21 protein-coding genes are annotated in these 26,032 nt (G+C 64.0%); 11 read left to right on the top strand and 10 right to left on the bottom strand.

Annotation, left to right across the window (positions count from 1 at the left end):
• Nucleotides 1-623 precede the first annotated feature (623 nt).
• Both phnN and nadC read right to left on the bottom strand, forming a co-directional pair.
• Nucleotides 624-2,402: a phosphonate metabolism protein/1,5-bisphosphokinase (PRPP-forming) PhnN gene (phnN, locus tag A9762_RS19215; protein WP_069343611.1), complete on the bottom strand. Its 1,779-nt coding sequence runs from the start codon at nt 2,400-2,402 to the stop codon at nt 624-626.
• A gap of 45 nt (nt 2,403-2,447) precedes the next feature.
• On the bottom strand, nt 2,448-3,281 hold the full coding sequence (gene nadC, locus A9762_RS19220; RefSeq protein ID WP_069343612.1) for a carboxylating nicotinate-nucleotide diphosphorylase: 834 nt from the start codon (nt 3,279-3,281) through the stop codon (nt 2,448-2,450).
• A gap of 306 nt (nt 3,282-3,587) precedes the next feature.
• On the opposite strand from nadC, the gene A9762_RS19225 reads away from it, so the two are divergent.
• A complete protein-coding gene (locus tag A9762_RS19225) occupies nt 3,588-4,904 on the top strand; it encodes an MFS transporter (RefSeq protein WP_139133294.1) in 1,317 nt (438 codons plus the stop codon).
• A 78-nt stretch (nt 4,905-4,982) separates the two neighbouring features.
• Here the strand turns inward: A9762_RS19225 and A9762_RS19230 are convergent, their stop codons facing one another.
• From A9762_RS19230 to A9762_RS19245, 4 genes are all read right to left on the bottom strand, one after another.
• Nucleotides 4,983-5,981 carry an XdhC family protein gene (locus A9762_RS19230; RefSeq protein ID WP_069343613.1) on the bottom strand — a complete coding sequence of 333 codons (999 nt, stop codon included), beginning with the start codon at nt 5,979-5,981 and terminating at the stop codon, nt 4,983-4,985.
• Nucleotides 5,982-6,008: 27 nt separating this feature from the next.
• Nucleotides 6,009-8,468: a c-type cytochrome gene (locus A9762_RS19235; RefSeq protein ID WP_069343614.1), complete on the bottom strand. Its 2,460-nt coding sequence runs from the start codon at nt 8,466-8,468 to the stop codon at nt 6,009-6,011.
• Nucleotides 8,452-8,955 carry a (2Fe-2S)-binding protein gene (locus A9762_RS19240; RefSeq protein WP_069343615.1) on the bottom strand — a complete coding sequence of 168 codons (504 nt, stop codon included), beginning with the start codon at nt 8,953-8,955 and terminating at the stop codon, nt 8,452-8,454. Before A9762_RS19240 ends, A9762_RS19235 begins: the two co-directional genes overlap by 17 nt.
• Nucleotides 8,956-9,042: 87 nt before the next feature.
• A complete protein-coding gene (locus A9762_RS19245) occupies nt 9,043-10,212 on the bottom strand; it encodes an FAD-dependent monooxygenase (protein ID WP_069343616.1) in 1,170 nt (389 codons plus the stop codon).
• Nucleotides 10,213-10,538: 326 nt separating this feature from the next.
• On the opposite strand from A9762_RS19245, the gene A9762_RS19250 reads away from it, so the two are divergent.
• From A9762_RS19250 to A9762_RS19270, 5 genes are all read left to right on the top strand, one after another.
• On the top strand, nt 10,539-11,291 hold the full coding sequence (locus tag A9762_RS19250) for an Asp/Glu racemase (RefSeq protein ID WP_069343617.1): 753 nt from the start codon (nt 10,539-10,541) through the stop codon (nt 11,289-11,291).
• A gap of 51 nt (nt 11,292-11,342) precedes the next feature.
• A complete protein-coding gene (locus tag A9762_RS19255) occupies nt 11,343-12,185 on the top strand; it encodes an alpha/beta fold hydrolase (protein WP_069343618.1) in 843 nt (280 codons plus the stop codon).
• A gap of 61 nt (nt 12,186-12,246) precedes the next feature.
• The gene (locus A9762_RS19260; RefSeq protein WP_069343619.1) at nt 12,247-13,281 is read left to right on the top strand and encodes a 2,5-dihydroxypyridine 5,6-dioxygenase; all 1,035 of its coding nucleotides are present in this window, start codon (nt 12,247-12,249) and stop codon (nt 13,279-13,281) included.
• 55 nt (nt 13,282-13,336) lie between these two features.
• On the top strand, nt 13,337-13,990 hold the full coding sequence (locus A9762_RS19265) for an isochorismatase family protein (RefSeq protein ID WP_069343620.1): 654 nt from the start codon (nt 13,337-13,339) through the stop codon (nt 13,988-13,990).
• Nucleotides 13,991-14,170: 180 nt separating this feature from the next.
• Nucleotides 14,171-16,459: a molybdopterin cofactor-binding domain-containing protein gene (locus tag A9762_RS19270; RefSeq protein WP_069343621.1), complete on the top strand. Its 2,289-nt coding sequence runs from the start codon at nt 14,171-14,173 to the stop codon at nt 16,457-16,459.
• 92 nt (nt 16,460-16,551) lie between these two features.
• Here A9762_RS19270 and A9762_RS19275 read toward each other — a convergent pair whose 3' ends face one another.
• Nucleotides 16,552-17,007, bottom strand: coding sequence for a MarR family winged helix-turn-helix transcriptional regulator (locus tag A9762_RS19275; RefSeq protein WP_069343622.1), 456 nt, complete (start codon nt 17,005-17,007; stop codon nt 16,552-16,554).
• A 437-nt stretch (nt 17,008-17,444) separates the two neighbouring features.
• On the opposite strand from A9762_RS19275, the gene A9762_RS19280 reads away from it, so the two are divergent.
• From A9762_RS19280 to A9762_RS19300, 5 genes are read left to right on the top strand one after another with little or no spacing between them, the layout of a single operon-like run.
• The gene (locus A9762_RS19280; RefSeq protein ID WP_240493633.1) at nt 17,445-18,452 is read left to right on the top strand and encodes an ABC transporter substrate-binding protein; all 1,008 of its coding nucleotides are present in this window, start codon (nt 17,445-17,447) and stop codon (nt 18,450-18,452) included.
• Nucleotides 18,449-19,327: an ABC transporter ATP-binding protein gene (locus tag A9762_RS19285; protein WP_069343623.1), complete on the top strand. Its 879-nt coding sequence runs from the start codon at nt 18,449-18,451 to the stop codon at nt 19,325-19,327. The genes A9762_RS19280 and A9762_RS19285 overlap by 4 nt, the downstream gene beginning before the upstream one ends.
• A 22-nt stretch (nt 19,328-19,349) precedes the next feature.
• Nucleotides 19,350-20,114, top strand: coding sequence for an ABC transporter permease (locus A9762_RS19290; RefSeq protein ID WP_069343624.1), 765 nt, complete (start codon nt 19,350-19,352; stop codon nt 20,112-20,114).
• 20 nt (nt 20,115-20,134) lie between these two features.
• A complete protein-coding gene (locus A9762_RS19295) occupies nt 20,135-20,866 on the top strand; it encodes an ABC transporter permease (RefSeq protein ID WP_069343625.1) in 732 nt (243 codons plus the stop codon).
• Nucleotides 20,867-20,922: 56 nt separating this feature from the next.
• Entirely contained in the window at nt 20,923-21,426 is a 504-nt protein-coding gene (locus A9762_RS19300; RefSeq protein WP_069343626.1) for an Lrp/AsnC family transcriptional regulator, read from the top strand.
• Between the two features lie 9 nt (nt 21,427-21,435).
• Here A9762_RS19300 and A9762_RS19305 read toward each other — a convergent pair whose 3' ends face one another.
• The 3 genes from A9762_RS19305 to A9762_RS19315 form a co-directional block, all read right to left on the bottom strand.
• Nucleotides 21,436-22,290, bottom strand: coding sequence for a DMT family transporter (locus A9762_RS19305; protein ID WP_069343627.1), 855 nt, complete (start codon nt 22,288-22,290; stop codon nt 21,436-21,438).
• 157 nt (nt 22,291-22,447) lie between these two features.
• Nucleotides 22,448-23,893: an efflux transporter outer membrane subunit gene (locus tag A9762_RS19310; RefSeq protein ID WP_069343628.1), complete on the bottom strand. Its 1,446-nt coding sequence runs from the start codon at nt 23,891-23,893 to the stop codon at nt 22,448-22,450.
• 59 nt (nt 23,894-23,952) lie between these two features.
• The gene (locus A9762_RS19315; RefSeq protein ID WP_371443121.1) at nt 23,953-25,986 is read right to left on the bottom strand and encodes a MacB family efflux pump subunit; all 2,034 of its coding nucleotides are present in this window, start codon (nt 25,984-25,986) and stop codon (nt 23,953-23,955) included.
• Nucleotides 25,987-26,032: the final 46 nt, after the last annotated feature.

Consider the following 26,032-nt stretch of genomic DNA (forward strand, 5'->3'; position numbering starts at 1 on the left):
CGGATGAGTAGCATCGTACCAACGCCCCAGTCGTGGATGTTGAGCGACCGCTGTCGGCAAATCATAAGGACCGCATCGGGTCGGGATGGTGCGGACGGCAGACGGCCAGAAACGGTCGTCGGCAGGTCCTATCCAAGAGGCTCCGGTAGTCCAACTAGTACGGAGGAAAAATATGGGGATACCTAGTTGGCTGAGCGCCCCATGCGAGAATCCAAACCTTGAATTGGCAAGGGTGTTCGCAATCGCGCTGCTCACCGATACGCCCTACGCTAGAGAAACGCTCTCACACTGTTATTACTTAATCCCAACAGGGGGATGAAGCGCCGAACATTTCCGAAGTGTGGATCGACCACTTCTGGACGGCGATATCTGATACCCATCCTCAGGAATGGAGAAGGGCGACGGGAACCAGCGAATCCTTCGCCCGCTTCGTACATGCGAAATGGGGCAAGTGACGTGTGCAAGGATCATTGAGGACTTTCACGTCACTGGATGTCCATTTTGGGTCGGGATCGACCCGTAGCACGAGGCCACTACGGAACCGAAGAGCACGCTTCAAACAAGCCTAAAACGCCCTCTCCGACCCGATATTCAACGCAGACGACGCCAACACTAAACCAACCTCACCCCACCAACACCCCACTCGCCACCGCTGCACGAGCCGCAGCCGCTGCCAGACGTTGCGGATCACCACCATGCACGCGCATGAGCACATCACCGACTTTCACCCGCTCTCCAACAGCGCAAAGCAGATCCACACCCGCTCCCAGATCCTCGGGCGCACCGGCGTCGCGGGCGATGCCGGAAATCTCCCAGCCGTCGATAGCCGCGACGACACCGTCTGACGTTGCCACGACGTTCACGAATTCCGTGGAAGGCGTCGCATAAGGTTTGCGTCCCTGCGCGTCTACGATGCGTTCGAACGCGCGACGGGCCGAGCCGTCCGTCAGCAATGCTTCCGCGATAACCGGCGCCTTGACGACATCGCCGCCAAGCGCCGGGTCCCACGACAGAATCCGTGACGCGAACGTCAGCGCTTTCGCCCGCAGATCGGCTGGCGCAGCGGCGTCATTGTCCAGAACCTGCAACACATCACGCAGTTCCAGCGCCGGGCCGATGCCTCGACCGATCGGCGCACGGCCATCGGTGGCGAATGCCTGCACGGTCATGCCCAACGCTGCCCCGACCCGCTCGAACAGCGCGCCAAGTTCGCGCGCCTGCGCTTCGTCCGCCATCTTGGCCTGCGGCCCCCACGGCAGATCCACTACCACGTGCGTGGCACCGGCACAGAACTTCTTGGAAAGTATCGATGCGACCGACCATCTCCGCGTATCCAGCCGGAGCGGCCGAACCATCGCGTTGGTCACATCGTCGACGCGAGAGTGATTGAGACGTCCGTTCCAGACGATGCAGCCCCCGGCCTGCGCCACTGCTGCACGCATTTCGGTCGCATCGAGATCGACGCGTGTCGCCGCCTCCATCGCGTCGGCCGTTCCCGCCGCCGACGTGATCGCACGCGACGACGTCTTCGGCATGCACAATCCGTAAGCCACGACCAGCGGCACCACGATCAGCGTGATGCGACTGCCCGGCACACCGCCCATCGAATGCTTGTCGACGACGATCGGTCGTCCCCAATCGATGCGCGGCATCAATCGCGTGCGGGCACGCGTCAGCGCAACGATCTCGTTGTCGTCGAGCCCTTCGATCAACAGCCGTAGCAGCGCTTCGCCCTCTTGCGGCGCATAGCGCTCATGCATCAGGTCGTCGAGGAGTAACGTCCACGACGCCTCGTCAAGCGTTGCACCGGCACGCTTGGCTTCCGCCAACCCCAGACTCTCCGGGGGCGCCGCACACGTCTCCAACGCTTCGACGAAACGCGCGATGCCGATGTCACTAGTGCTGTCGTTCGACACGCGCACGAGCGGCACTTCTGCCGGATAGGCCGTGACGGTGCGAGCCAGTCGCGCAACGATCTGCTCAGGCGTCTCGCGCCCGCGCCCGGCGATGCGCATGGCAAGCACCTCGGCCGGTGCACTGACTTCAATGACGATCAGGCGCGGCACCCGGCCAATGAGCTTGGGCAGAATCGCCCGGGACCCATTGGCCACCACGTGACGGCCCTGCGCAAGATCGTCACGCAGCGTGGCATCAAGCCCGTAGTGCAGCCCGTGCGCCTGCCATGTGACGAGAAACGCGCCCTGCGCATCGCGAGCGGCGAACTCGGCTTCGGTCACGCCGATGTGCGCCTCACCCGGAGCGTCGCCCGGACGGGTAATCGTACGTGTCGCGAACACGTACCGGCCACTGTCGGCGAAGCGCTCCTGCGCCCCGTCGATCAGCGTGTCCTTGCCGGCCCCACTGGGGCCGACCACGAAGAAGAAAATCCCGGGGCGCGTCATGGTCGGCGTCGGCGTATCGAGTGTCGGTAGATGTCGATGCCCGGATCAGGCTTCGTCCAGGCCGATATCGACGGCCGGGGCCGACTGCATGATCTTGCTCGTCGAAATGTAGTCGACGCCCGTCTCGGCAATCGGGCGAATCGTATCCAGACGAATCCCGCCCGACGCTTCCACCTTGCACTTGCCGTTGATCATGGCGACAGCCGTCTTCATGTCTTCGACCGACATGTTGTCCAGCATGATCACGTCCACGTCGGTCTCCAGCGCCTCGCTCACCTGATCGAGGCGGTCGCATTCCACTTCCACCTTGGTAAGCATCGGCACGAGTTTGCGGGCACGCGACACTGCGGCCTTGATGCTGCCGGCCACCGCGATGTGGTTGTCCTTGATCATCACGCCGTTATCCAGCCCCAGGCGATGGTTCAGCCCGCCGCCACAACTTACGGCGTGCTTTTCCAGCATGCGCAGACCCGGCGTCGTCTTACGGCTGTCGAGCAGTCGGGCACGGGTGCCTTCGATGGCGGCGACATAACGCGCCGTTTCGTTGGCGATACCGCTCATGCGCTGCACGATGTTCAGTGCAGTGCGCTCTGCCGTGAGAATGCTGCGGGCGTTACCCGAAACGTGCAGCAGGATCGCACCCTTCGGGGCATGCTCACCGTCACGCACTTTCACATCGATCTTGAGCGTCGGATCGTAACGCTCGAAAATTCGCGCAGCCACTTGAATGCCGGCAACGATCACCGGTTCACGGGCGTTCATGACAAAAGCACCGGTGGCAGATTCGTCGATCATGGTCTGCGCCGTGAGGTCGCAATAACCGATGTCTTCGGTGAGCCACAGGTCGATCAGGCGGTCAACAGCAAAACGGTCGTACATGGCGGTTCCTCAGTCAGGACTCGGAAGGGTTATTCGTAGCGTACACACTTAAAATAACGCCTTCAAGGAAAACAATTCCCCTTGTCGGTAGAGAAAAACCCTATGTCTCTGATTGACCGTTAATTGACGGCCTTTATGGCATTGGCGGGAGCGGTAATTGACGGTGCGAGGCCATCGGTAGGCCTCTTATTTTTGTAGCGCATACACTTTTTGTTCGTGCTATACATCCGTCAGTGCCGAGTGCACACGCCCGAATTCTCGCCGGGCGGACGATTCACCCATCCCTTACAGTCATCGGGAATCGCCATGTCTTATATCTCAACGCCAAATGTGGTTGAAGCTGTGGCCACGTCGAGCGCCGACACCGACGCGGTCTACCGCAAGGTCACAGTGCGTCTCATCACCTTCTTCTGTCTTTGTTATTTCGCGGCTTATCTCGATCGCATCAACGTCGGGCTGGCCAAACTGCAAATGCTCAGTGCATTGCAGTTCAGCGATACCGTCTACGGGCTGGGCGCCGGTTTGTTCTTCGCCGGCTACATCCTGTTCGAGGTGCCCAGCAACCTGATTCTGCAAAAGGTCGGCGCGAAGCTCTGGATCGCGCGCATCATGGTCACGTGGGGCCTGATCTCGGGCGCGACGGCCTTCGTCTCGACACCCACGCAGTTCTATGTGTTGCGCTTCCTGCTCGGCGTAGCCGAAGCCGGGTTCCTGCCGGGCGTGCTGCTGTATCTCACGCGCTGGTATCCGGATGAGCGACGCGCACGCATCATCGCGCTGTTCATGGTCGGCCTGCCGCTCTCGAGCATGATCGGCAGTCCGCTGTCGGGCTGGATCATGCAGATGTTCGATGGCGCCCACGGTTTCGGCGGCTGGCAATGGCTGTTCGTGATCGAGGCCATTCCGTCGGTCGTACTGGGCATTGCGATCTTCATCTATCTGCCGAACGACATCGCGTCGGCACGCTGGCTCACGCCGCAGGAAAAAGCGGTGCTCGTCGCCAACCTCGACAAGGACGCCAATGTGCACAAACGCCACAATCTCGGCGCCGCGTTCTCCGACGTGAAGGTGTGGATGCTGGGACTGATCGACCTTTGCGTGCTGCTCGGCCTGTATGGCGTGAGCTTCTGGCTGCCGACGATTCTGAAAGACACCGGCGTCAAGGACCCGTACACGATCGGCTGGCTGATGGCGATTCCCAACGCACTGGCCGTTATCGGCGTGCTGGTTTGGGGCGCACGCTCGGATCGACTGCGTGAACGCCGCTGGCACATCGTGCTGCCCTTCCTGCTCTCCGCCGTGGCGATGTTCATCTTTGCGAGCGGCTCGCACGGCACAGCGATGACGGTCTTATTGTTCTCGCTGATCAATCTGGGCGCGGCGGCTGCCATGCCGGTGGTGTGGGCGGTACCGTCGACCTTCCTGAAAGGGGCGGCTGCGGCAGCAGGCATCGCGTTCGCCTGCTCGCTGGCCAACCTGGGCGGCTTCCTGAGCACCTACTTCATCGGCTGGCTGCGTGACACTTTCCACACGCAATCGGCCGGCATTTACGGGTTTGCCGCGTGCATGCTGATCGGTTGCGCGCTGGCATTGGCGTACCCGAAGCACGTCGTGAATCGTTGAAGATGGCTTGAAGTGAAGGCTGTGCGAATCGAATGACTCACATGATTTGCACAGCCTCGTCGGCTGAGGCAAGACGCTTCAACCGACGAGCGTTTTACCGGCTTCCACGTCCATGAGCGACGTCACAGGAAGACGATGTCGACGAGCGGTCAGATCCGCCGCAATCGACACCGCAATCTCCGGCGGCGTCCGCCCGCCCAGATACAACCCGACAGGGCCGTGCAACCGCGCAAGCGCCTCTGACGTCACCCCGAACAACGCCAGCCGCTCGCGACGCTTCTCGTTGTTGCGACGCGAACCGATCGCACCGACGTAGAACGCCGGCGACATCAACGCTTCCATCAGCGCGAGATCGTCTAGCTTGGGATCGTGCGTGAGCGCCACGACCGCCATGCGCGCATCGGGACGCATGCCGACGACGGTATCGTCCGGCATCGTGCGTACCAGCGTCGTGCCGGGCGTATGCCAGCCGTCCCGATACTCCTCGCGCGGATCGCAAACCGTGACGGCGTAATCGAGCGTGAGCGCAATGTTGGCGACGTACTGCGTGAGTTGCCCGGCGCCAATCAACAACAGCCGCCAGGTCGGTCCATGTGTGGTGACAAGACGCGTGCCGTCGAAGGTACAGGCATCTCCGTCGAGATGCTCGGCGAGCGGTGTGAGCGTGACGTGGCCCGTGGCCATGTCGAGCGTGCGGCGCATCGCCCGGCCGTTGCACATCGCCTCGATGAGCGCTGGCAACAGGCTCGCGCTCGACAACGTCTCGCGCACCAGTCGCATCGTGCCGCCGCAAGGCAGGCCGAAACGGTGCGCTTCGTCGGCGCTAACGCCATATTCGATGCATTCCGGCAGCCCCGAGGGCGCGCCGTCGCGTAGCAGGCGGTCGATCAGATCGTCCTCGATGCAGCCGCCAGACACCGAGCCGACGAGTCGCCCGTCATCGCGAATGGCCAGCATCGCGCCGGGCGGGCGCGGCGACGATCCCCACGTTGCGACCACGGTGTAGAGCTGCACCGCACGCTGCTGCGAGAGCCAGCGTGAGGCGGTTTCGAGAACTTCGCGATCGACGCTGTGCATGGGGGGCTCCGTAAATCGGGCGAACGCTCAGGGATGGTGTGCGGCGCGCGCACGGGCAGCGGCGCCGCTCAGGTTTTCCCATGCGGGCTGGTCGGGTGCGTAGCGCGTGCGGATGTAGGCGGCGAGTTCGGCCATCTGGCGATCGTCGAACGCGTCGCGGAATCCGGGCATGTAGCCGAGGCCTTCCGTCGCGGGCTGATCGATGCCGTTCATCAGCACATGCATAAGGTTGTCGGGGCTGGCCTGACTGACGCTCGTATTGAGCCCCATCAGCGGTCGCACGCCAAAGTGCCCCACACCGCCCGATTCCGTATGGCAAACGGCGCAGGCCGCCTCGAAGGCGCGACGACCGTTCTCGAGTCCGAGCGTGGTCGCAATGTCCACACCCGCAGCGCGATTACGCACGAGATCGGCCACCTTGGCCGTGTCGGGTTGCGGCGACAGCGACGAGATGTAATGCGCAATGGCGCGCACGTCGGATTCGGGCAACGCGGCAAGTCCGGACACCACAGGCGCCATCGGACCCGCGGCGACCCCGTGCTCCGGCGAGAAGCCAGTGCGTAAATAATCGAAGAGCGCCGCCTCGGTCCACGGCACCGGCGTGTCGGGAGTACCGACGAGCGGCGGCGCACGCCAGCCCTCCGCTTCGCCGCCACGCAGATACAGCTTGTCGCGCTCGGCGCCGAGCATATTGCGCGGCGTATGGCAGGCCCCGCAATGCCCCGCGCCGTCGACAAGGTAACGACCGCGATTCCACAGCGTCGACTGCGACGGATCGGGACGATATTCAGCGGTGTCGTGATACATCCAGTTCCACCCGGCGACCAGACGGCGCTGGTTAAGCGGGAACGGGAGTTCGGTTTTCGGTGGCGTATTCGAGACGGCCGGTTGCGACATCAAATACCCGTACAGCGCGAGCATGTCCGGCTCGCTCATTTTGGCAAACGATGTGTACGGAAACGCGGGGTATAGATGCGAGCCGTCACGTGAGATGCCCTCACGCATGGCGCGCGCGAAGGCGGCATACGACCAGCGACCGATGCCGGTCTCGGGGTCGGGCGTGAGGTTGGTCGAGTAGACGGTGCCGAACGGTGTTTCCAGCGCAAGGCCACCGGCATTGGTCGCGCCACCCCGGGTCGTATGGCAGACGGCGCAGTCGCCCGCCAGAGCGACCTGTCGTCCACGCTCCAGCGTCGCAGCAGACCACAACGTGTTGTCTGCTGCCGAGATGGGGGCAATTTCCGCGGGTCCGGGCAGCATGGCGCAGGCCAGTCCGACCAGCCCGCCGATCAGTCCGCCGATGCCGCCGCCCGCGAGCCAGCGACGCCAGCGTGCCGGGCGACGTCGGTCAGCAGGGGCATTTGCCGCGCCGGCAATCTCTGCTGCAACCGGATCGCGAAACGCCTGACGCAGGCTGGCCGGATCGAACGGCGGCCGACGCAGGCGCACGCCGGTCGCATCGAACAAGGCATTGGCGATGGCGGCGGCAGCCGACGCTGAGGCGTTCGCCAAACGGCGAGCGTCAGCCTCCGAGAGCTCGTGAGGCGCATGCGCGCCATCCGGCATCTCGCTTGCCTGTGTCAGCGCGCGTTGCAGCGCAAGCGCGACGGCAGCCTGATTGTCGTTGGGGTTATCGGTACCGGTTTCGTCGTGCGCCGCTTCGGCGTGCCATGCCATGCCCAGCGCGCGCTGCATCGCGTCGGTGATCTGCCACGCGGGCAGACCGCTCACGTGAGGGGCGGCGTCAGGCTCGCCCGTCGCGGCACCGGCGACCACGCGGCGAATCGCAATGTCCCCCGATTGCGGGTTGACATCCAGATCGACGATCCACGCCGACCAGGCATCCGGGGCACTGTCCGTCGCGTCAGAGGCGCCGCCATCGAAAGCGAAACCCCGACCGCGACGCCAGCCATCCGGTACGGCCGGCGCATCGGCGCGCTCCGGCAGTCCCCACGCGGCGCGCTGCGCCACCATGCGGATGACCTCACGCGCGCCGGCGTCTTGCCGGGGATCGAGATGGTGCAGGCGGTAGCTGACCGGGTCGTACCCGGCGTCCGCAGCCGCTTCGTCGATGAACGATTCGCGCGCAAACGTGTGCGCTTGCGGCGGAATTCGATGGCCGACATCGCTCACCTGCATGGCGCTGACGTCATGACGATAAAGCTGCGGTGGCGGCAGTGCATGGTTCTGCGATGCCACCATGGGAGGCGCGGCGTCGCCGGGGGTGGCATCGCTGGATACCTCTGCCCGGTAGTCCCAGGTGCGCAACGTGCCGTCGGCGCGCGTGCGCGCCGTCACGTCGAGCCGGGCGACGGCATCGCCGTCGAGCGTCGGCCAGCCGTAGGTCGCATGCGGCCCGTCGTCCGGCGTCGGCGATCCGAAGGCGGCCTCGGTGGCGGGAAGTGCATCGGCGTTGCCGGCGGGCACGACGCGGTGCGCGTCGCCATCGCCACGATGGACGCCATCGACGCTATCGATCCGTGTCATGTCGCAGGTATTGCGCCGCGCGATGCACGGCCTTGACGATTTCGTAGTGTGTCCCGCAGCGGCACAGATTGAAGCGCAATGCGGCGTGAATCTCGCTGTCGTCGGGTGTGGGATTGCGATCGAGCAACGCCTTGGTGCTCATGATCATGCCGTTCAGGCAATACCCGCACTGCGCCGCCTGCTCGTCGATGAAAGCGCGCTGGATCGGATGCAGATCATCGATCCGGCCCAGCCCTTCGAGCGTGGTGACCTCGCGTTCGCGAGCGATGCTGACCGGCACCACGCATGAGCGCGTGGGCTGACCGTCCACGAGTACCGTGCAAGCGCCGCATTGACCGAGCCCACAGCCATACTTCGGGCCGTTGAGCGCCAGATCGTTACGCAGCACGTAGAGCAGCGGCGTGTCCGGTGTCGCATCCGCCACAGTGTGGCGCTCGCCGTTCACACACAGCGTGACAGGTCCTGCGACGGTATTCGATACGGCCATGGATTACTCGCAGACGAAAAATCGGGGTGACGCCGTCCGTACCGGACGCCTCACCCCGCAGGTTCATGCAAGTCCTGTGCCTGCAAGTCAGGCGACGGCGCTCAGCGGCGGCGCAACCGTGCGCGAGGAAGCGGGGACGAGGGGGATCTCGAACACATCGTAACCGAACACCCAGGCCGGGTCCTCATTGGTGCGCAGCCAGGTATTGTTGTGGGACACGCGCTGCACCTCGGAGGCGCGCGCCGCACGGTTCGCCTCGTAAAGCGCGAAGGCATTGCCGTAATCGGTGACGCCCACTTCGTTCAGGCAGCGCGTGAGCATGGCGGCGTCTTCGATCGCCATGGCCGCGCCCTGCGCCATGTGTGGCTTCATTGGATGGCAGGCGTCACCCAGCATGACCAGACGACCACGACTCCACAGCGGCAGCGGGTCGCGTTCGAGCAGCGGCCACTTGGTGATCGTCGGCGAGACTTCGATCAGATGCTGCACGTCGGCATGGTAGCCGGCGAATGCTTCGAGCATCTCCTCGCGGCTGCTCGGCAGCATGGACACGCCAGCCGGCCATTCCTTCTGCGGCACCCCGGTCACGTAGTAATACTCGTCCTTCTTCTCGGTGACGTAGTAGACCATCATGTGGCGATCTTCCGACCACCACTTCACGCACATGTCGTAAGGCTTGTTGCCGAGCAGCGATGCCGGGAACACGGCGCGATGCGCGACATACCCCGTGTAGCGCGGCGGCTCCGCGCCCAGCAGATGCTCGCGAACCTTCGAGTTCACGCCATCGGCGCCGATCAGGATATCGGCCGTCTCGACGGTGCCGTCGGTAAAGGTCATGCGCACTTCGCGACCGGTGTCTTCCACCGATTGCAGGCACTTGCCGAAGCGGATGGTGCCCGGCGAGACGGCGCGCGTCATCAACTCGTGAAAGTCGCCGCGATGCACCGTCAGATAGGTCGCACCGTAGGTCTTCAATGCGAACTCACCCAGCGGAATCTGCGACATCGCCTCGGCCGTCTTCCAGTCGCGGCTGTACCAGTAGTCGGGGTGCGAGCCCATGACGTTGAGCGCATCTTCGATGCCCAGGCGACGCATGATCTTCATCACGTTCGGCCCCAGGTGAATGCCGGCGCCCAGACGCGAGAAGGCCGGGGCCTGCTCATACAGCGCAACGTCGTAGCCGCTGCGCTCCAGCAGACCGGCGGCAGCCGTGCCGCCCAGGCCTGCGCCGATAACGGCGATGCGTGGTTTGCTCATGAAAGCTCCTGATCGTGCGCCCGGCTTAGCCGTGAATCGGGGGAACATCCGGGCTGGTTGAGTTCGATGAATCAAAGCGTACACACGATAAATTTTGATCGCAAGAAGAAAAATGTCACGTCAGGGTTTGCCCCGATAAGAATCGATCAATTCACGCAATCGCCTTGATTCATGCGGCTTCATGGGCGGCAGCGAGGATTTTGTCTTGTGTTGCGAAAATATAATGTGTGCGCTAGAGTTTCTCGCACCTTGACCATTTATGGTGTGTGCACGGTATTGCTACCGTGCGCCACCCGGGTCGCCCAACCCTTCGGGAGAATGCCGTCATGACCAAGCAATTCCGCATCGGCCAGATCGTGCCGAGTTCCAACACCACCATGGAAACCGAGATTCCCGCGATGCTGCGGCTGCGCGAGACGATCCGCCCCGAGCGCTTCACATTCCATTCGAGCCGCATGCGGATGAAGAAAGTGGTCAAGGAAGAGCTCGCGGCCATGGACGCCGAATCGGATCGCTGCGCGCTGGAGCTGAGCGATGCGCGTGTCGATGTGCTCGGCTACGCCTGTCTCGTGGCGATCATGGCCATGGGTCACGGTTATCACCGCGTGTCGCAGAAGCGTCTGACGGAGAAGACCGTCGAGAATGGCGGCGCGGCCCCGGTGCTCACGAGCGCTGGTGCGCTGGTCGATGCGCTGCGCGTGATCGGTGCGAAGCGCATCGTTGTGGTGGCGCCGTACATGGTGCCGCTCACCGAACTGGTCGTCGATTACATCCGTAACGAAGGCTTCGAAGTGATCGCGTATCGCGCGCTCGAAATTCCCGACAACCTCGACGTCGGTCGTCACGATCCGAGCCGTCTGCCGGACATCGTCAAGACGCTGCCCTATGACGATGCCGACGCCATTGTGCTTTCCGCGTGCGTACAGATGCCGTCGCTGCCTGCGGTGTCGAAGGTCGAGGCCATGACGGGCAAGCCCGTGATCACGGCGGCGATCGCCACGACCTACGCCATGCTGCGCGAGCTCGATCTGGAGCCGATCGTGCCGGGTGCCGGGGCGCTGCTCTCCGGTGCGTACTGACACGCCGCCTCTCCTCCTGCCCGACATCACGACTTTCGCGGAGCCTGCCTCATGCCTTCCACGTTCCAGTACGGCGCCAATGTGGCCGCCAACGGCATTCGCCAGCATTACCTGCGCTATGGCGGCGCACACGGTGCGCGCGCATCGCGCCCGGCCATCGTGCTCATTCCCGGCATTACGAGTCCGGCCATCACGTGGGGCTTCGTCGGCGAGGTGTTCGGCCGTGAGTTCGACACCTACGTGCTCGACGTTCGCGGGCGCGGCCTGTCGAGCGCGTCGGCCGATCTCGACTACAGCCTCGACGCGCAAGCAGATGACGTAGCCGCGCTCGTTGCCGCACTGGGACTGGCGCGCGTGATACTCGTCGGCCACTCGATGGGCGCGCGCATCGCCGCACGCGCCGCCCTGCGCGAGCCGCACGGTCTGGTGTCGGTGGTGCTGGTCGACCCGCCGGTCTCCGGTCCGGGCCGCCGCGAGTATCCGGGCAAGCTGCCTTGGTATGTGGATTCGATGGCACTCGCACGTGCGGGCACCGATGCCGAGGGCATGCGCGCCTTCTGTCCGACATGGACGGAAGAGGAGCGCACGCTGCGCGCCGAATGGCTGCATACCTGCGACGAGCGCGCCGTGCTGGCGTCCTACGAAGGTTTCCATCACGACGATTTCCACGCTGACGCCGCGCAGTTGCGGGTGCCGTCGCTGCTCATCACGGCGCAGAACGGCGACGTGGTGCGCGACGAGGACGTTGCGGAATTGCAGCGCGCCACGCCGACCATGCAGCATGTGCGTGTGCCGAACGCCGGCCACATGATTCCGTGGGACAACGCGGCGGGTTTCTATGCGGCGTTCGGTGACTTCCTCGGCGCACCGCTCGGTGGGCCGGTCGCCGTCTGACGATCACGCCACGAGAACCCCACGAAGGCGCCGTACCAAGAGGTCAACAAGGAGTCAAACGATGGCCATCAGCGATTACCAATTGATCGAAGCCTGGAAGGAAGTGCTCACGCTCTCGAAGCTGACGCCCGGGCAGACCGTCACGATCCTCACGAGTTCGTCGACGCATCCGCAAACGCTGTCGTGCGCGCTGATCGCCACGCAGTCCATGGGCGCGATCGTCAACCGGCTCGACCTGCCGCCCGTGAACGGCGAAAAGGCGTTCAGCCGCGACTCGCTGGCCTATCTCGGCACCACGCCGCTGACCGGCAACCGCGCTGCCATTGCCGCGCTCAAGCACAGCGACCTCGTGCTCGATCTGATGACGCTGCTGTTTTCGCCGGAACAGCACGACATTCTCAAGGGCGGCACGAAGATCCTGCTCGCCGTTGAACCGCCGGAAGTGCTGGCGCGCATGGTGCCGACACTGGCGGACAAGGCCCGCGTGCTGGCCGCCGCCGAAAAACTGAGCGCAGCGCGCGAGATGCGCGTGACGTCGCCTGCCGGTACGTCGCTGATTTGCCCGATGGGCGAATTCGGTCCGACGGCCGAGTACGGATTCGTCGACGAGCCGGGACGCTGGGATCACTGGCCGAGCGGCTTCGCCCTCTCGTATCCGAACGATCACACGGCGCACGGCACCATCGTGATCGATCGCGGCGACATTCTGCTGCCGCAAAAGCGCTATGTCACCGAGCCGATCGTGCTGACCGTGGAAAAGGGATATGCCACGCGCATCGAAGGCGGGGTGGACGCCGCGCTGCTACGCGACTACATGGAGACGTTCCGCGATCCCGAAGGCTATGCCATCTCGCACATTGGCTGGGGGCTGCAACCGAGGGCGCGCTGGTCGACGCTCGGGTTGTACGACCGCGAAGCGACGATCGGCATGGATGCACGCGCGTTCGAAGGCAACTTCCTGTTCTCGCTCGGCCCGAACAACGAAGGCGGCGGCAGCCGCACCACGACGTGCCACATCGACATCCCCCTGCGCCACTGCACGGTGTCGCTCGACGACGCCGTCGTCGTGCAGGACGGCCGGGTCGTGAACGAGTGAAAGCGAATGATCCGTGCGGCATCGCGCCGCGCACCCTACCCAGAGACAAGACGTCATGAGTGATACCTCTCAACACGCCGAAGCCCATGTCTATCAACGCCAGGGCTTCGGCACGCCGCTGCCGGTGCAGGGCAATATCGGCTTGCTGATCATCGATCTGGTGGTCGGTTTTGCCGACCCGAAGACCTTCGGCGGCGGCAACATTCCGCAAGCCATCGCACGCACGGTCGACGCGCTGGCGCTCGCGCGTCGCAACGGATGGCCGGTGGCGCACAGCCGCATCGTCTATGCCGACGACGGCAGCGACGACAACGTGTTTTCGCTCAAGGTGCCGGGCATGGCAACTCTGACCGAAGATCATCCGAACAGCGCCATCGTGCCGGAGCTGACGCCCGCACCGGGTGAACTGGTCGTGCGCAAGGTCGTGCCGTCGGCATTCTTCGGCACGCAGCTCGCGCCGTGGCTCTCGCAGCGCGCCGTGCAGACGCTGCTCGTCGCGGGTGCGGTGACCAGCGGCTGCGTGCGCGCGAGCGTGGTCGACGCCATGTCGCACGGCTTCCGGCCGCTGGTGCTGTCCGACTGCGTGGGCGATCGCGCCATCGCACCGCACGAGGCCAACCTGTTCGATATGCAGCAGAAATATGCGGCCGTGATGCCGCTGTCGGACGCCATCGAAGCCATCGAGGCCGCTGACAAGCGCACTCGCTGACGCACAAGGCCCGCCGCGCGCCCGGGATCGCGGGCGCATGCGGCAGGAATCCCAGGAATAGCGGGAACGGCTGGCAAGTTGGGAAGAACGACTGCAGGGTGATTGACGGGGCAATATTGGCCCCCTACCGTGACGAATGGCATGGTGCGACGGCACTTGCCGAACCACAGGAATCTGCTTGTGAATCGCACCGAATTACTGGCGCGCGACGGCTGCCTGACAGTCATCCGCCAGCCCGTCAAACCCATCAAGCCCGCCCCCGGTCAGCCGGGCAGCCATTCGAGCTTCGTGCCGGAAGTCGCCGAAGTGTTCGTCGCTGTGCTCGAAGACGGCCGGATTCTCGCGTTCAACGGTCACGTCGATCTGGGCACGGGCATCCGCACGTCGCTCGCGCAGATCGTGGCCGAAGAGCTCGATGTCGAAGCCGCTCGGGTGTCGATGCAGCTCGGCCATACCGACGCAACGCCCAATCAGGGCCCAACCATCGCGAGCGCCACCATTCAGATTTCCGCTGTCCCGCTGCGTTGTGCGGCGGCGCAGGCGCGTCATGCACTGATCGGGCTGGCCAGCCGTCGATTCGACATTCCCGTACAACAACTGTCCTGCGACGGCGGGCGAGTGTTCGGTGAAACCGCTGGCGGCGTGGCATGCAGCGCCACTTTTGCCGAACTTGTGCGCGGCGAACGCATTGCGCTCGTGCTGAATCTGGAAACCCCGGTTAAGGACCCTGCCACCTATCGCGTCGTCGGCAAATCGTCGCGCCGCGTCGATCTTCCGGCCAAGGCGACCGGAGAACTGACCTTTGTGCACGACGTACGTGTGCCGGGCATGCTGCATGGTCGTGTCGTGCGTCCGCCCTACAGCGGTATCGATTCGGGCGCGTTCGTCGGAGCGTCGCTGCTGTGCGTCGACGAGTCGTCCGTCATGCATTTGCCGGGGGTCAAAGCTGTCGTCGTGATCGGCGACTTCATCGGGGTTGTCGCGCAGCGCGAGGAGCAGGTCATTCGGGCGGCGCGCGAGCTTCGCGTGACATGGAAACCACTACCCTCGCTGCCCGCCATGGACGACCCGGCGACGGCCATCTCCACCGCACCGGCCACGCGTCGTGCGCTGCTCGACGAAGGCGACGTGGCGTCGGTCTTCGCGCGCGATGACGTGGTCACACTCGAACGCACTTACGTCTGGCCCTATCAGATGCACGGCTCGATCGGTCCGTCATGCGCCGTGGCCGACTACCGCGCGGAGGACGACGGACGAATCACCGTCTGGTCCGGCACACAAAACCCCGTGTCGCTGCGCTACGACCTGTCGCAGTTGATCGCCCGCGACGAATCGCAGATCGATATCGTACGCATGGAGGCATCGGGTTGTTACGGACGCAATTGCGCGGATGACGTCTGCGCCGACGCGCTGCTGCTCTCACGCGCCGTGGGTGCGCCGGTGCGCGTGCAACTGTCGCGCGCCGACGAACATCTCTGGGAGCCGAAAGGCACGGGCCAGGTCGTGACGGTTCGCGGTGCGGCAACACGCGACGGCGAGTTGCTGGCCTACGACTTCGCCTCTCGCTACCCGTCCAACGATGCGCCCCTCCTCGCCTCGCTGCTGACCGGCGCGATACCCCCGACGGGTGGCGTCTTCGAAATGGGCGACCGCACGGCGGTATCGCCTTACGAGAGCCCGAACCGCCGCTTCGTTTGCGACGATATGGCACCGCTGGTGCGCGCCTCATGGTTCCGAGGCGTGTCGGCGTTGCCCAACTCGTTTGCCCACGACGCCTTTGCCGATGAAATGGCGGCAGCCACGGGCGTCGACCCGCTGCAATTCAAGCTGCGCCACCTCAAGGACGAACGCGCCATCGAGCTGCTCGAAGCGGTCGCCGCACGCGCGGGCTGGACGCCCCGATCACACGACACCTCTCGCTGGGACGCCGCGCCGCGTCATGCGCGTGGACGCGGTGTGGCCTACGCGCGTTATGTGCACAGCCGCTTTCCCGGCTTCGGGGCCGCATGGTCGGCGTGGATTGTCGACGTCGTCGTCGATCGCATGACCGGCGAGGTGACGGTGGAGCGCGTGACAGTCGGCCAGGATACGGGCACGATGGTCAACCCCGACGGGGTGCGTCATCAGTTGCACGGCAACGTCGTACAGGTGCTCAGCCGCTCGCTCAAGGAGCGCGTGCGCTTCGTGGACGGCAAGGTGTCGAGCCGCGAATGGGGCAGCTATCCGATTCTGACCTTCCCTGAACTGCCTGCGCTGGACGTCGTGCTCATGCCGCGCCAGGGCGAGCCGCCGATGGGGGCCGGAGAGTCCGCCTCGGTGCCGGGGCCAGCAGCATTGGCCAATGCGATTTACGATGCGGTAGGTGTGCGCATCGTCGCGCCGCCGTTCACGCCGGAAACCGTGCGCGCCGCGTTGGCGGGTACGGGCCGGCTGATGCCGGCGCAACCGAGTCTGGTGCCTTCCATGTGATGGCTTGACGGCATGCGCATGAAGGCGTGAGCGTGCCGACGAACGATATCGAGGCAGTTACCTGACCTCCGCGGCACGGGGTTTACGCGGCCTTACGCGTCTTTCTCCGTGGTCTCGCTATCCATCATCTTGCGCAGCAGGAACACCAGCGCCACGCGCTCGGCCGTGTTGAGCGCGCCGTAGGTGCGCTCGGTCACTTCCTTGGCGAACGGCACCGTGTGATTGATGAGGGTGAGGCCTTCGGGGGTGGCGCGCACGAGCAGCTTGCGACCGTCGCTCGGGTCGGTCGTGACTTCAATGAGGTGTCGCGCCTTGAGACGCTCGACCACGCCGCGAATGGTGGCCTGATCGATGGCCGTGGTCTTGACGATATCGTTGAGCGAGCACGACTGCTTTTCCTTGACGGTGCACAGTGCGACGAATTGCGCGGCGGTCAGGTCCGAATCGGGAATGGCGTCCTGAAAGATGGCAACGTGGCGCTGGTAAGCGCGGCGCAGCAGGTGGCCGATCTGATCGTGGAAGTCGTAGGAGTCTTTGCGCGACGTCATGAAGCGATGCCCGAATGGAAAGTGATGAAGTGTACACCCTGAAAGTGTGACGACCAAAGTGCTGATATTCCGTAGTTTGTGCTGCATCAAACGCATGACGTCACTGCAAATCGGGGTGCTTCAGGCGAGTGCATGCCGGGTGACGGAGCACCAAAGCCGGGAGTGTCTGCACCAGCATACGTCGCGCATCGAAATTTATAACGTACACATTAATTTTTTCATTGGAAATTGCACGATCATGATGTGACGATGCGTGCACGAAAATGCAGGCGATGCATCGACAAACCCCTTTATTTCTTCGGCCTTTTGCATGATGCAGTGCAGCTGAGTGCAAACCCCTAGGCTGTGGCACGAACATTGCGTTGCAATGATTATTTGAGTGTCTACAATGTATTTTGCGCGAGCGGGGTGCGCGCAGAATCCGACAAACCTTTTGCATGTTGGACCCGGAGCTGATGATGACGAATCTGTTCAAGCGCGCTTGCCTGACGTTGGGCGCTGCGGCCATGCTGGTGCCCGCGGTACGCGCAGTTCACGCCGAGGAGATCTCGGTGACGCAGTGGGGCAACAGCCTGTACGGGCTGCCGTATGCCGTAGCGATCGACAAGGGCTTGTTCAAGAAGGCCGGCATCGACATTACGGGCATTCTCAGCTCCGGCGGTGGCGGCACGACGGTGCGCAACATCCTCGCCAGCAAGACGCCGTACGGTGAAGTCGCGGTATCCGCAGCACTCGCCGCAGCGCGTCAGGGCATGGACATCGTCATCGTCAATACGGGCACGCGCAGCGTGGCAGAAGCGTCGATGGTGACCATGCCTAACAGCAATGTGAAGTCCGTGGAGGATCTCGTCGGCAAGAAGGTGGCGATCACCTCGCCCAAGAGCGTGTCGGAAATGCTGTTCATGATGGTGTTGCGCGACAAGGGCATCGATCCCGCCAAGGTGACGCGTGTGGCGTCGGGCGGCTACGTCAACGGCATGACGATGCTTGAGCAGGGTGCCGTAGCCGGGGCCGTGGCGATCGAGCCGCTGTCGATCGTGCGCAAGGACAAGTACCGTGTGGTCTATCGTGCCGGCGACGTGCTTCGCCCGATGACCACATCGGTGGGCATCACCACGCGTGAATTCGCCAAAGCGCATCCCGACGTGCTGCGTGCGATCATTGCCGGGCGTCGCGCCGGTGTCGACGCGACGTATGCGGACCCGGCCGGCGCGGCGAAAATCATCGAAACCAGCTTCAAGCTCTCGCCGGCGGTCGCCAAGGAGGCCGTCGACAACATGGAGCGCTCGCGCATGTGGAGCACGGGCGAGTTCGATCGCGAGGAGCTCGATCGCATGGTCGACGGGCTCAAGCTCGTCGGGGAAATCAAGGACAACGTGGACTGGTCGAAACTCGTCGACACGAGCTTCCTGCCGGCCGATCTGAAAGCCAAGGGGAAGCTATGAACCTGATGCAAGCGAATTCCAAGCTCCATATCGTCGAGGCCGTGGCAGCACGCGCGCCCACGCCCGTCACGCAACCGGAGGCCCATGCGGTGCTCACGGGGGTGATGCGCTACTTCAACAAGCCCGGCGAGCGTGAGCTGTTTCATGCGCTCGGCCCCATCGATCTGACGCTGCTCAAGGGCGAATTCTTCTCGGTGGTCGGGCCGTCGGGTTGCGGCAAGTCGACGCTGCTCGACGCGCTCGCCGGACTCGCCAAACCCAGCAGCGGCACGGTGATGTTCGAGGGCAAGCCGGTCAAGGGCGTGCCGGACGGCGTGGGCGTAGTGTTCCAGGAGGACGCCTCGTTTCCCTGGCTCAACGTGCGCGACAACATCGCGTTCGGCCTGCGTGCGGCAGGCGTCGATGGCGCCGAGATCAACCGTCGCGTGGAATACGCCATGGGGTTCATGGGGCTGCGCGACTTCGCCAAGGCGTACCCGGCGCAGCTCTCGGGCGGCATGCGTCAGCGCGTGTGCATTGCGCGCACGCTGGTGATCCAGCCACGGCTGATTCTGCTCGACGAGCCGTTCGGCGCACTCGATCAGCAGACCCGTCTGCTCATGGGCGACGAATTGCTGCGCCTGTGGCGTGAAACGTCGGCCACCGTGCTGCTGATCACGCACGCCCTCGACGAAGCGGCCATGCTGTCCGATCGCGTGGGCGTGATGTCGTCGCGCCCCGGTCTGTTCATCGACATCGTGGAGACGGGCTGGTCGCGTGATCGCGACAGTCAGGTGGTGTCCACACCGCGCTTCGGGGAGATTACGTCGCGCCTGTGGGAGAAGCTGCGTATCGAGTCGCTCAAGGTCATGGGCGCCGACGGCGCCGCGCACTGACTTCATGGCCAGAGGAGTCGTGATGACGCAACGAATCATCAAGCGGGAAACCCTGTGGCGCAGCGGCGTGGTGATCGGCTTCGTGCTGCTCATCGAGTTTCTGTGCCGCGTCGGCGTAATCCCCACGGAAGTCATGATTGCACCGAGCGCGATGGCCGGTCATGCCATCGAAGTGCTGCGCGACGGCCGTTTCGCCCACGATATTGCGACGAGCCTGATCAATATCGTCGCGGCTTCGGTAACGGCGGTGGTGCTGGGCTTCGTGCTGGGACTCGCGATTCATGCGATGCCCAGCGTGCGGCGCGCGCTCGAACCGATGATCGTGAGCTACTACGCCGTGCCGACGTTCATCTTCTATCCGGTGTTCATCGTGCTGTTCGGCGTGGGATCGCTGCCGATCATCGCGATTGCCGTGATGCTCGCGGTGGTGACCATGATTACGGCCACGCTTACCGGACTCGATCGCATTCCGCGCTCGCTGTCGAAGACCGCCAGGGTGATGCGTCTGTCGCCCTGGCAGTCGGCGTTGCGCGTGAAGCTGCCTGCCGCGCTGCCGTATCTGTTCAGCGGCGTGAAATTGTCGGTGGCGTATGCGTTTATCGGGGTGATCGCGTCGGAATTCATTCTGTCGGGATCGGGCATCGGATACGCGATCGGATACGCCTACAACAACTTCCAGAACGACGACATGTACGCGTTGATGCTGATGGTGCTCGTCACTGTCACGCTGATCAACGTGGTGCTCAACCGGCTCGACGCGCGCTTTCAGGCGCGGCGTCAGCGCTGAGCGGGCAACGGAGAATTCGCATGAAAAATCTGATCGGACCTACCTGCGTCGTGCTGGTCGTGGTGCTGCTCTGGGAGGCGTTGCATCTCGCGGTCGGCGGTGCGTCGCTCAGTTCACCGGCGCAGACGGTCGCGGAATTGTGGCAGATGCTCGGCACGGCGTCGTTCTGGGATAACGTAGCCGAGACCGGCCGCGCGCTGATCTACGCGCTGGTGATTGCCGTCGCGGGCGGGATTGCGCTGGGTGTGCTGCTGGGCATCAACCGCATGGCCGGCACGGTGGCCGAGCCGCTGCTGGTCAATCTGTACTCGCTGCCGAAGGTCACGCTATATCCGCTGGTGCTGCTGGTCTTCGGGCTGGGACTCTCTGCCAAGGTGGCGTTCGGTGTGATGCACGGTCTCATCCCGATTCTCGTGTTCACGATGAACGCGATACGTCAGATGAAGCCCGTGTATCTGCGCGCGGCGCAGACCATGCGCATGCCGTTCCGGGAGACCGTATGGCGTGTCGTGCTGCCCGCCATCTTTCCCGAGATCGTCGCCGGTATGCGGCTGGGCTTTTCGCTCACGCTGCTGGGCGTGCTGATCGGCGAAATGTTCGCTTCGCAAAAGGGGCTCGGCTATCTGCTGACCAATGCGATGAACCTCGGCGACATCGGCACCATCATGTCCGTGGCGCTGTTCCTCACCATCTTTGCCCTGACCTGTAACGGCCTGCTGATGGCGGCGGACAAGCGACTCACGCATCGGTAAATGTGCAACGGTGACGGAGGCGGCATAATGCGGGATCCATGCCGCCCTCCCCACCCATGAGAAACAAAGTCGACAAGAATGGCCCCGATCGCGGGCTCGACCGCTTCGATCTGAACATCCTCGATCTGCTGCAAACGGATAACCACCTGTCGCATGGGGCAATCGCGGAACAGGTTGGCCTGTCGACACCGTCGGTGCAACGTCGCATCAGTCGACTGGAAAGCAAGGGGGTCATCCGGAGCAACGTTGCGGTCCTGAACCCGCAACTCGTCGGCAATCCGGTCACCGCGGTCATCGAGTCGCGGCTGGTTGAGGATCGAAGTGTCGTGATGGATCGGGCGAAGCTGTATTTCCGCGACGTCGACGAGATTCAGCAGTGCTACTTCGTGAACGGCGGCGTGTCGTTCATCATCATCATGATTTCCCGGGATTTGCAGCACTTCGAGCAACTCATCCGGCAACACTTCGCCGATAACCCGGACATCCTCACCTATCGAACGCTGATCGTGCTCGATCAGGTGAAAACCGGCCTGAAGATCCCTCTCTTCGATCTGCCGTAACGGGGACGATCAGCCGTCCGTCTGCTGCCGGGAAAACAACGCGCACCCCGCACACGCCGCCATCACACAGCCGATGCCCACGCATTGCGTGATCGTCAGCGTCTCGTGCAACACGAGCCATCCGGCAATCGCACTGACGGCCGGTGATCCGCTCAACAGCACCCCGAACACCCGCGCGGGCAAACGACGCATCGCATAGATGTCGAGCAGGAACGGCAACATGCTCGACAACACCGCCACGCCAAACCCGACGAACAGGACATGCGGCGCCAGCAACGCCCTGCCCGCCTGGGACACGCCCAGCGGCACGGCAATCAATGCGGCAATCGCCATGCCAACGGCCACCGTTCGCCCGCCGCCGCCCGACGCTTCACGGCCGACGATCACATAGATGCCCCAAAACAATGCTGCCGCCAACGCGAACAGCACGCCCCGGATATCGATTTCCCCATGCACATCGCCTATCGCGAGCCACACCATGCCGAGCGCCGCGAGGGCAATCCAGACGAGGTCGGTCTTCTTACGCGAACTCACTAGCGCGGCAAGCAACGGCCCCATCACCTCAATGGAGATTGCGATGCTCACGGGAATGTAGGCGAAAGCGCGATAGATGAGCAGATTCATCAGCGCGAGCGTGATGCCGTAGGCAAGCATCGTCCGCCAGGAAATGCCGAGTTGCCGGAGATTCAGATGCCACGGTCGGAATACCGCGATGAGGACGAGCGAGGAAATGCCAAGCCTTAGCGCGGCGACGCCCTCACTGCCCACCAGCGGGAACAGCGATTTCGCAAACGCCGCCCCCGATTGCACCGATACCATCCCGGCGAAAGCGGCCGCGAACGCTGTATTCCGATTGCTCGACATCGAATTTCATTGCGCGAAAGAGAGAGAAGCCATTGTATTTTTCTCTCGTGATGAATCTCCTCGTAAGCGATCGCCTCACGAGTAATCTGATCGATCTTTCATGCCGGATGAGGAAAATGCTCGCGCCGCTTCGTGATGACGCGTAATCGCGTGGTGATTACGCCGGCGGGCTCACATCCGACGCATTCCCCGCCCCGCCCAACACCTTGTAAAGCGTCATGCGATTGTTCAGACGGTTCAGACGCGTCTGCGCATCGGCGGTCTGCGCGGTGCGCAGCAACTGGAGTTGTTCGAGCCACGGCTGCACGCCGATGGCGCCCGCCCGATAACGTGAGCGCAACAGCGTCTCGGCGCGTTGCGCCTGCGTGACCGACAACGCGCGCTGCTCGCTTTCCTTAGTGATCTGATCCCGTGCAGACAGGGCATTCTCGACTTCGCTCAGCGCGGTGTAGAGGCTCTTGCGGAAATTCACCACCGCCTCCTCGTACTGCGTTTGCGACACCTTGATCTGCAACTGCATCGTGTTCCACTGAATGAACGGCAGCGCCAGCCCCAAACCCAGCGAGCCGACAGGGTTCTGCAACACGCGCTCAAGGGACGTGCTCGTCGTGCCCAGTTGCCCGGTCAGCGTGAACGTCGGGTAGAAACTCGTGCGGGTGATGTCGACGTTAGCGAGCGTGCCGCGCAGGCGCAACTCCGCCGCGCGCAGGTCCGGCCGGCGGCCGAGCAGTTCGGCAGGCAGTCCCGCCGGGACCGCCGGTAGCGCCTGCATCGGCAACGTCGACGGCTCCGCCGCCGCCTGCTCGGGCGGACGATCGAACAGGATCGCCAGCGCGTTGCGGTTCTCCGTACGCTGCTGCACCAACAATGTCAGGGCGGCGCGCTGGTCCGCCAGATTCCCCTCCGTCTGCGCCACATCCAGCCCCGACACCGCGCCCGCCGCGTAGCGCGAACGTACCAGCGCCAGAATGCGCTCGGTATAAGCAATGTTGCTTTCTGTGTTGGCGATCTGCTGATTCAGGAAACCGATCGTCCAGTAGAGCTGCGCCGTGGTGCCGATGAGCGACAGGCGAGCGGCCTCGCGGTCGGCATCGGTCGCTTCGTACTCCCAGCGCGCGGCGTCGCGTTGCGCCGCCAGCTTGCCCCACAGATCCAGTTCGTACGACGCCGTGGCCTGCAAGGTACTCTTGCGTCCCATCGCATGCGTATCGAGCGTGCGCGACACCGTGCCGTTGCCGTTGACCGTCACCGACGGCGTCAGGTTCGTGTCCGCCAACCCGGCCTGCAACTGCGCCCGGTAGACGCGAATCCCCGCCACCGCCAGATCGTTGTTGACGGCGAGTACGTCGGTGATGAGCTTGTCCAGCACCGGATCGCCGAACGCACGCCAGAAGTCGGGGGCGATGACGGCCGCCGTGGACGCTGTGCCTGCCCCCGGCGCTGCTGCCCATTGCGCAGGCACCTGCACGGCGGGAAGCGGGTCGTGACGCACACCGGCACACCCCGCGAGCAGCGCCGCCACGCTCGCCAGCGCGAGCACCGAGCGGCTGAGGGACGACACCGGGGAGGGCGACGCAAGCGACGCCGTCGACGAACCTGACATCGAACGAGTCGGACGAGCGGGATGAGTATGAGCAATCATTCGGGTCATCTGGCAATACCTCAATCGCGGGCAAGCGCTTCGACCGGATCCAGCCGCGCCGCATTGCGCGCAGGCATGAAACCGAACACCACGCCGATGAGCGTCGAGCACAGGAATGCCGTGACGACCGACCCCATCGAAAACACCATCTTCCATTTCTCGACGAACAGCGAGAACAGGAAGCTCGCCCCGAAGGACAAGGCAATCCCGATCGCGCCGCCGATCAGACACACCATCACCGCTTCCACGAGGAACTGCTGCATGATGTCGCTCTGACGTGCGCCGACCGCCATGCGAATCCCAATCTCCCGGGTGCGCTCGGTCACCGACACGATCATGATGTTCATCACGCCGATCCCGCCCACGACGAGCGAAATCACGGCGATCAGCGACAGCAGCAGCGTGAGCGACTGGCTGGTCTTCTCGACCGTCTTCACCACGCTGTCCATGTTGTACGTGAAGAAGTCCTTGCGGCCGTGACGCTGCGTCATGAGCGTCTCGAGGCTCTTCTCGGCCACCTTGCTCGGCTGACCGTCGCGCACCCGCACGGTGATGCTGTCCACGTTGCGCTGCCCGAACAGCCGCCCGGCCGCCGTCGTGTAAGGCACCCAGATGTTCAGGCTCTTGGTGTCGCCGAACGCGCTCTTCTTCTCCACCGTCACGCCGATCACCACGCACGGCAGATTGCCCACGAAGATCACTTCGCCCAGCGGGTTCGGATTCGAGCCAAAGAGCTTGCGACGCGTGTTCTGATCGATCACCGCCACCTGCGCCTGACGTCGCACCTCGTCCGGTCCGAACGCAATGCCCTGCCCGATCTTCAGACCGCGCACCTGAAAGAAGTGCTCGCCCACGCCCGTGACCATGGCGCTCGCGTCGACGTTGCGGTAACGCAGCAGCAGACTGCGCGCCGTCTCGGGCGTCGCGCTGTCCACGTAGACCTGCTCCGAGAGCGCCTGCACGTCTTCGGGCACCAGCGTCTGAATCGCCGTGGCGCGGTTATCACCCCAATCCTTACCCGGGTAGATGTTGATGGTATTGGTGCCGATACTGCCGATCTCGGCCAGCATGTAGCGCTTCGCGCCCTCCCCGATCGCCACGATGGAGACGACTGACGTGATACCGATGATGATGCCGAGCATCGTCAGGAAGGTGCGCAGACGGTGCGAAATCAACGCGATCCACGCCATGCGGAACGCCTCGGCGAAGCGACCGACACCGCCCGTCCAGCGGCGCGGCGGAATCGCGCCGCCATGGCTGGCATTCACCGACGCCGGATCGGTTGCCGATGCCGCCGATGCCTCGGCCTGTGCCACTTCCTCGGGCGACTCGTCGGGCGGCGTGGCGTGCGCAGGCGCGTCCGGCTCGACCTCCACCGGCATATTCTCGCGGTCCGCCACGATCTCGCCGTCGCGAATCTCGATGATGCGGCGGGCGTGCGCGGCCACCTTCTCGTCGTGGGTCACGATGATGACCGTGTGCCCCAGCGCGTTCAGTTCCTTGAGAATGCGGATGACTTCACGGCCGCTGCGCGTGTCGAGCGCGCCCGTCGGTTCGTCCGCCAGAATGACTTCACCGCCGTTCATCAGCGCACGCGCGATACTCACGCGCTGCTGCTGACCGCCCGACAACTGGCTGGGCCGGTGCTCGGTGCGGTCCGCGAGCCCGAGCCGTTCGAGCAGCATCACCGAACGCGACCGACGCGCAGCGTGCGGCGTGCCCGTGTAGACGGACGGCATCTCCACGTTCGACGCCGCGTCGAGGTGCGGCAGCAGGTGATAGCGCTGGAAGATGAACCCGAAGTGCTCGCGACGCAGTTGCGCCAGCGCGTCGGCGTCCAGATCGCGCGTCTCGCGTCCGGCCACGCGGTAGCTGCCTTCGCTCGGATGATCGAGACACCCGAGAATGTTCATCAGCGTCGACTTGCCCGAGCCCGACGCGCCCATGATCGCAACGATCTCGCCCGCTTCGATGGTGAGGTTCACATCGCGCAGCACGACGACGTCGCGCTCGCCCGACGGGAAGCGCCGGGTGATGCCCGTGAGCGACAGCATCGGGTGCGGGCTGGCCCCGAGGGCATCAGCCGCGTTTTGAGACGTT

Source organism: Pandoraea sp. ISTKB (assembly GCF_001721285.1).
Lineage (GTDB): Bacteria > Pseudomonadota > Gammaproteobacteria > Burkholderiales > Burkholderiaceae > Pandoraea > Pandoraea capi.

Excerpts from the sequence above, each read along its gene's own strand:
- phnN (WP_069343611.1), bottom strand. The coding sequence starts at position 2,402 with ATGACGCGCCCCGGGATTTTCTTCTTCGTGGTCGGCCCCAGTGGGGCC.
- nadC (WP_069343612.1), bottom strand. The coding sequence starts at position 3,281 with ATGTACGACCGTTTTGCTGTTGACCGCCTGATCGACCTGTGGCTCACC.
- A9762_RS19225 (WP_139133294.1), top strand. The coding sequence starts at position 3,588 with ATGTCTTATATCTCAACGCCAAATGTGGTTGAAGCTGTGGCCACGTCG.
- A9762_RS19230 (WP_069343613.1), bottom strand. The coding sequence starts at position 5,981 with ATGCACAGCGTCGATCGCGAAGTTCTCGAAACCGCCTCACGCTGGCTC.
- A9762_RS19235 (WP_069343614.1), bottom strand. The coding sequence starts at position 8,468 with ATGACACGGATCGATAGCGTCGATGGCGTCCATCGTGGCGATGGCGAC.
- A9762_RS19240 (WP_069343615.1), bottom strand. The coding sequence starts at position 8,955 with ATGGCCGTATCGAATACCGTCGCAGGACCTGTCACGCTGTGTGTGAAC.
- A9762_RS19245 (WP_069343616.1), bottom strand. The coding sequence starts at position 10,212 with ATGAGCAAACCACGCATCGCCGTTATCGGCGCAGGCCTGGGCGGCACG.
- A9762_RS19250 (WP_069343617.1), top strand. The coding sequence starts at position 10,539 with ATGACCAAGCAATTCCGCATCGGCCAGATCGTGCCGAGTTCCAACACC.
- A9762_RS19255 (WP_069343618.1), top strand. The coding sequence starts at position 11,343 with ATGCCTTCCACGTTCCAGTACGGCGCCAATGTGGCCGCCAACGGCATT.
- A9762_RS19260 (WP_069343619.1), top strand. The coding sequence starts at position 12,247 with ATGGCCATCAGCGATTACCAATTGATCGAAGCCTGGAAGGAAGTGCTC.
- A9762_RS19265 (WP_069343620.1), top strand. The coding sequence starts at position 13,337 with ATGAGTGATACCTCTCAACACGCCGAAGCCCATGTCTATCAACGCCAG.
- A9762_RS19275 (WP_069343622.1), bottom strand. The coding sequence starts at position 17,007 with ATGACGTCGCGCAAAGACTCCTACGACTTCCACGATCAGATCGGCCAC.
- A9762_RS19280 (WP_240493633.1), top strand. The coding sequence starts at position 17,445 with ATGTTGGACCCGGAGCTGATGATGACGAATCTGTTCAAGCGCGCTTGC.
- A9762_RS19285 (WP_069343623.1), top strand. The coding sequence starts at position 18,449 with ATGAACCTGATGCAAGCGAATTCCAAGCTCCATATCGTCGAGGCCGTG.
- A9762_RS19290 (WP_069343624.1), top strand. The coding sequence starts at position 19,350 with ATGACGCAACGAATCATCAAGCGGGAAACCCTGTGGCGCAGCGGCGTG.
- A9762_RS19295 (WP_069343625.1), top strand. The coding sequence starts at position 20,135 with ATGAAAAATCTGATCGGACCTACCTGCGTCGTGCTGGTCGTGGTGCTG.
- A9762_RS19300 (WP_069343626.1), top strand. The coding sequence starts at position 20,923 with ATGAGAAACAAAGTCGACAAGAATGGCCCCGATCGCGGGCTCGACCGC.
- A9762_RS19305 (WP_069343627.1), bottom strand. The coding sequence starts at position 22,290 with ATGTCGAGCAATCGGAATACAGCGTTCGCGGCCGCTTTCGCCGGGATG.
- A9762_RS19310 (WP_069343628.1), bottom strand. The coding sequence starts at position 23,893 with ATGTCAGGTTCGTCGACGGCGTCGCTTGCGTCGCCCTCCCCGGTGTCG.
- A9762_RS19315 (WP_371443121.1), bottom strand. The coding sequence starts at position 25,986 with ATGCTGTCGCTCACGGGCATCACCCGGCGCTTCCCGTCGGGCGAGCGC.